Origin of the sequence: Novosphingobium sp. (genome assembly GCF_036733805.1) — a bacterium.
In the GTDB taxonomy this organism is placed as follows: Bacteria; Pseudomonadota; Alphaproteobacteria; order Sphingomonadales; family Sphingomonadaceae; genus Novosphingobium.
Map to the genome: position 1 here is coordinate 14,023 of NZ_DAIMZT010000059.1, position 5,758 is coordinate 19,780.

The following is a 5,758-nucleotide window of genomic DNA, read 5'->3' on the forward strand; positions in this document are numbered from 1 at the left end:
GCCAGCACGGCTGCTGCCATCTGACTCAGCAATGTTTGGGCATTACGCAGAAGTCCTCCGGTCTCGATCACCGAACTCGAAGGAAATGCATGCGCGAGCTTCGACAGCAGGCCGGCGGTCGGTGTGCCACGGGGCACTTCGATCGTCGCCGCCAGATGGTGCGGCGCATCCGCCAGCGTGTTCGGCGAAAAGACCAGCACGAAATTGAAGCCCAGGGTATCCCAGTCGATACGGCGCAATGCTGCCACACGGGCGGTCCGTTCCACGCCCAGCACGCCCACGGTCAAGTAATCGCCCACTTTCAGGCCGACCGCGTCGGCGAATTTCTCGTCCACCGAGACCAGAGGCTCGCCGCGATAAAGCATGGGCCACCAATGGCCTGCCGTGACCGCGCTTCCTTCCGGTACGTCAACCGAATAAGTCAGGCCGCGCTCGCCTTGCAGGGCCCAGGCATTCTCGGGAAGCTCGCCAAGGCTTGATACGCGAGTCATGTGATCCTTCGGCCCGTAAGCCAGAATGCGGCCACGCAAGTTGGGAACCAACTTGACCGTTGCATGCGGCACCGTTTGCTCGATGGTATCACGAAACCGCGCGACGCTGTCAGGCGGCACGTCCAGCACGAAGAAATCCGGCGCGCGCGCCGGCATGGTCTTGCGGATATTGGCATCGACGCTGGTCTGCACGGCCGCGATCAGCACGAACGCGGACAGGCCGAAACCCAGCGCCGTCACCAACGCACCCGTCTTCGCGCCAGGGCGATGCAGATTGGCCAGCCCCGTCCGCAGCATGGGATCGCGCGGGCGAGGCAGGCGCGCGGCGAGCTTGCCGATGACCACGCCGACCAGCGCGAGCAAAGCAAACAGGGCGGCGCCCCCGGCAAGGTATCCGATCGTCACCACCGGCTGCTCGGCATTGGAGAGTGCCAGCGCGAGGATCGCTACAACGCCCAGTCCCACCGGCAGGACCAGGGCTTTTCGGTCCGTGGCCAGGGGGCTGACTTGAGCGCGCATAAGCGCCATGGCGGGAAAGGCGCGCGCCCGCGCCAACGGCGGTGCAACGAAAACCAAGGCGACCAGCAGCCCATAAGCGGCCGCTGTCGCGAGTGCGGCGGGTGAGACGATGAAACCCGCACTCACGGGAAGCAGGGTGCCAAGGGCCGATGCCAGCAGCGGCGTCACCAGCACGCCCAAGGCGATGCCGCCCAGACTTCCTGTCAGCGCCGCGGCGCCCACCTGCAACAAGTAGATGCGCGCGATGTCGCCGCTTGTCGCTCCCAACACCTTGAGCGTCGCGATCGAAGTGCGGCGCGCTTCCAGATAGGAGGACACGCCGCCCCCGATGCCGATCCCTGCGATCATCAGGGCAGCAAGGCCGACCAGCACCAGGAATTGGCCCATCCGGTTGACGAACCGGGCCGTCGCGGGTGAGGCGGCCTTGCGTGTGCGGGTATCGAAAGCGCCGTCCCCGAAGCGGATTTTGAGCGCGTTGACCACCTGGTCCGGATCGCGTCTCGGATTATCGAACCGCACGCGGACCGCGCTGCGATACATCGCACCAGGCACTGTCAGGCCGGCCTCGCCCGGCAGGTCAATGGCGCAAATGGCGACATCCCCCAGGGCGAAGCCTTCACTCATCTGCTCTGGATCGGCATCGATGACGCCGCCCACGATGACCTTCCTGTCGCTAATCCGGAAAACGTCCCCCACTTTCAGGTCCAGCCGCGCCGCCGTCCCCTTGGTTATCCATACAGAGCCCGGCGGGGGTGCGCCGACCTTTCGGCCGTCAATCAGCGAGAGACTGCCATAGAGCGGCCAATTGCTGTCCACGGCCTTGAGCGCGACTGGCGCGGTCAATTCGCCCCTGCTGGCGATCGCTTGCATGCGATAGCCGCGAGATACTTGGCCATAGCGGCTGAATGCCGCCAATTGCTCTGGCGAGAGGTCGCGTTGCCAGAGTTTCAGCTCCACGTCCCCGCCCAGTATCTCCCGGCCTTTTGAAGCCAGTTCGCGTTCGATCGAGCCGGTCAGCGTGCCGATCGCCGAGATCGCGCCCACGCCCAGGACGAGGCAAGCCAGCAACAGACGAAGGCCGCGGAACCGGGTGGAAAGATCGCGCCGGGCGATGTTCCATGCGGTGCGCCAGGGCAGTCGGTTCTTAACCCGAAAGACTGTCATGCGCGATCAGTCCGTCGGCCAGAGTAACCACCCTTTCGCACCGGGACGCCAGATGCTCGTCGTGCGTGATGATGATAAGCGTCGCTTCCGCTTCAGCCCTGCGGGTCAACAGCAGGTCAATGATCGCGCCGCCGGTCGCCGCGTCGAGATTGCCTGTGGGCTCGTCAGCAAAAACCAGCAAGGGGCGCGGAGCCAGGGCGCGAGCAATTGCAACGCGTTGTTGCTCGCCCCCTGAAAGCTGGGCCGGGTAATGGGAGAGGCGATGCGCCAGGCCGACCGCCGCCAGTTCCGTCTCCGCACGCTCACGGGCAAGGTCCAAGCCGGCCAGTTCCAGTGGCGTGGCGACGTTCTCCAGCGCCGTCATCGTGGGCAGGAGGTGGAAAGCCTGCAGGACTATCCCGATGCGCCCGCGCCGGGCGCGGGCCAGCGCGTCCTCGTCCATGCCGGCGAAGTCCTCGTCGGCGACCGTCAGCGTGCCGGAACTGGCGCTTTCGAGACCCGACAGCACTGCCATCAGAGAGCTTTTGCCCGATCCCGAGGGGCCGAGCAGAGCCAGGGTCTGGCCTTGCGGCACGGTCAGGTCGATGCCGCCGAGGACCTCGACCCTGTTAGCGCCGTCGCCGAGGGTCAGGCGCAGATCACGAGCAACGATAACGGGCGGAAGGGGCCGGGAAGGACTTGTCACGCGGCCCATATGGGATAGCAACATGGCTTCCTACAAGCTCCTTCCTTTCGGGAAAAACCCTTGCGCCTCATTCGTCTTGCCGTTCTTACCCCGCTGGTTCTTCCACTTGCCGCCTGCGACAAGGGGGCAACGCCGCCTGCACCTCAGCAAACCCGAAGCCCTCTCGATGGTCCGCCGGAGATTCCGGTCATGGGGCCGGAGCGGTCTATCCTGGCTTTCGGCGATTCATTGCTGGCCGGCTATGGCCTCAAGGACGGCGAGTCTTATCCTGCCAGGCTGGAGCAGGCGCTGCGCGTGCGGGGCGTGAATGCGCGGATTGCGAATGCAGGCGTTTCGGGCGACACGACCGCCGCCGCGCTGGAGCGGCTGGATTTCACCCTGAAGAGCCAGGCCGAGAAGCCGGAGCTTGCGATCATCAGCCTGGGTGGGAACGACATGCTGCGGGGCCTGCCGCCGGAGCAGACGCGGGAAAACCTCGATGCGATACTGAAACGGCTTGCCGGAGAGCATATCCGGGTCGTCCTGCTGGGAATGATGGCTGCACCTAACCTGGGCAAGGATTTCGCTGCGAAGTTCAATCCGATCTATCCGGGTTTGGCGCAGAAATACCACGCCGTCCTGGTGCCTTTTTTCCTGCAGCCGGTGATCGATAAGCCGGATCTCATGCAGGACGATCATGTGCACCCGACAGCGATCGGCATAGATGCGATCGTTTCGGCCACCGTGGACGATGTGGCGGAAGCGCTGCCGAAGGCCGGTGGCCGGCTTATATCCGCCGGACCGCTCCCTCGCTGACTTCCCACATCGCGGCCTCGCTCGCGATTGCCTCGAACGGCGCGCGTTCAGTGCCGGTCAGCCAGACTTGCGACGAACCCGCGCGCAGCCGATCGAACAGGGTGTGACGCCGCACCGGATCGAGGTGAGCCGCGACTTCATCCAGAAGCAGCAGCCGCGGGCGGCCTTGAGCGCTGCTTTCCAGAAGCTGGGAATGCGCAAGAGTGATGGCGATGAGCATGGCCTTTTGCTCGCCGGTGGAACACTCGGCGGCCGGTTGCCCCTTGCCCGCCATGGTGACCACGAGTTCATCCCGGTGCGGGCCGGTCAGGGTGCGCTGCGCGGACCTGTCGCGAACCCGGCCCTCACGCAGGGTGGTTGAAAGCGCACCGGCGTCCACCGGCCCGCCCGGTTGATAGGCAAGCTGGGGGCGCGCGAAGGGCGAAGCGGGCAGAGCGCGAAGCATGGCCTCCAGCTGTTCTACCAGATCGCCGCGAGCCTGGGCCACCGCCGAGCCTGCCTCTGCAATTTGCATCTCGATCGCGTCCAGCCATTGCGGGTCAGGCGCACGCTCGTCCGCCAGCAGACGGTTGCGTTCACGCAAGGCGTTTTCCAGCCGCGCGGCATGAGCGGCATGCTCCGGTCGCACCGCCAGCACCAGACGGTCGAGAAATCGCCGTCGCACGCCGGCGCTTTCAACGAAGAGGCGGTCCATCGCCGGCGTCAGCCAGCCGATGGAAAGCCACTCGGCCAGGCGCACGGCCGGAGCCTCCGCGCCGTTGATCTGCACGACCCGTCGTCCCGGCCGCTCCGGTGACGCACCCGTTCCCAGCCGCACGGGCTCCCCTCCCGGCACGGACAGGTCGGCACTGACTGCGAACCCTCCGTCTCCTTCCAGCTCCGGCCCCTGGCTTGGCATGTCCGTCAACTGCGCGCGGCGGAGGCCCCGGCCGGGCGCCAACAGACTAATCGCTTCGAGCACGTTGGTCTTGCCCGCGCCGTTCTCCCCCACCAGGAGGTTGAACTGCGCCGTGCCTTCCACCGCCGTCTCGCGGTGGTTGCGGAAGTGGGACAAGAGGATGCGGTCAAGAACCATCGCGCGGCCGGACTAGCCGCTTCAGGCCGTCAATGCCACAAATGCCTCAGACGGATTGCGCCTTGGCGAAGGGCGAGAAATCCACATTGTCGTCGAACACGTCCACCCCTTCGCGCCGCTTGAGAAAGCCGACGACCATGTATGTGACCGGCGTGAGGACCACTTCCCACAAGGTCTTGATGATCCATTGCACCAGCGAGAGCATGATGACCTGGCGCGGCATGAAGCCGGGGACCCCGAGGAATGCAAGCGGATAAAAGAGCGCGCTGTCCACCCCTTCGCCGAAAATCGTAGAGCCAATCGTGCGCGTCCAAAGGTATTTCCCCTGAGTTAGCACTTTCATCCGCGCCAGCACGAAAGAATTGACGAACTCGCCGGCCCAGAACGCCACCAGAGAAGCAAAAACGATGCGCGGCGTCTGCCCGAAAATCGAATAATACGCGGCCTGGTTGGGCGCAGTCACCTGCTTGCCTTCAATCGTGTAGGTGGCTGAAGCCAGCGCCCATTCCGGGTTTGCCGGGATATTCACGACCACAACGCTCATCAGCACCATGAACAGCAGGGCGAAGAAGCCGACCCAGATGCACCGGCGGGCGTTGGCATAGCCGTAAACCTCGGTCAGCACGTCGCCCAGGATGTAGGATACGGGGAAAAACAGCACGCCAGCGCCGAAGTTGATCCGTCCCAGCAATGGCAGATCGACCTGCGCCTGTTTCGCCGCGCCGATCAGGTTCGACAGCAGCAGGATCACCACGAAGGCGACCATTGCATAGTCGAAATAGTGGAAATGGCGCCGGGCGCCGGAAAGGCCGTCAATACGGGACAGATGCGCGTCGCTCATGAGGGCTCTGCCTAACCCGGCTTGGTCGCGAGGCAAAGCCCAAACAGCGCCCCGAGCCGCCAAAGCGCAAGCCAGCGCCCTCTCACAGTTTGCGCGGCGCGCGAACCACGCTATGGGAAGCGCGACGCGCGCCCGTAGCTCAGCTGGATAGAGCACGAGCCTTCTAAGCTTGGGGTCGCAGGTTCGAA

The 5,758-nt window shown here is 64.8% G+C and carries 5 protein-coding genes; 1 reads left to right on the forward strand and 4 read right to left on the reverse strand.

Features of this window, described 5'->3' with window-relative positions:
- Both V7D69_RS12845 and V7D69_RS12850 read right to left on the reverse strand, forming a co-directional pair.
- Positions 1-2,174: ABC transporter permease (locus V7D69_RS12845; RefSeq protein ID WP_333605997.1), on the reverse strand; the 2,174-nt coding region annotated here is incomplete at its 3' end.
- Entirely contained in the window at positions 2,155-2,883 is a 729-nt protein-coding gene (locus tag V7D69_RS12850; protein ID WP_324061013.1) for an ABC transporter ATP-binding protein, read from the reverse strand. The genes V7D69_RS12850 and V7D69_RS12845, both read right to left, overlap by 20 nt.
- 36 nt (positions 2,884-2,919) lie before the next feature.
- Here V7D69_RS12850 and V7D69_RS12855 point away from each other — a divergent pair, with 36 nt between their 5' ends.
- On the forward strand, positions 2,920-3,654 hold the full coding sequence (locus V7D69_RS12855; protein WP_333605994.1) for an arylesterase: 735 nt from the start codon (positions 2,920-2,922) through the stop codon (positions 3,652-3,654).
- On the opposite strand, the gene recF is transcribed toward V7D69_RS12855, so the two are convergent.
- Both recF and V7D69_RS12865 read right to left on the reverse strand, forming a co-directional pair.
- Positions 3,626-4,729 (reverse strand): DNA replication/repair protein RecF, encoded by a 1,104-nt coding sequence (gene recF, locus V7D69_RS12860; protein WP_333605995.1) that lies wholly within the window; start codon positions 4,727-4,729, stop codon positions 3,626-3,628. The two genes, V7D69_RS12855 and recF, sit on opposite strands and share 29 nt — an antisense overlap.
- A gap of 46 nt (positions 4,730-4,775) precedes the next feature.
- Positions 4,776-5,570 carry a queuosine precursor transporter gene (locus tag V7D69_RS12865; protein WP_324063773.1) on the reverse strand — a complete coding sequence of 265 codons (795 nt, stop codon included), beginning with the start codon at positions 5,568-5,570 and terminating at the stop codon, positions 4,776-4,778.
- Positions 5,571-5,758: the final 188 nt, after the last annotated feature.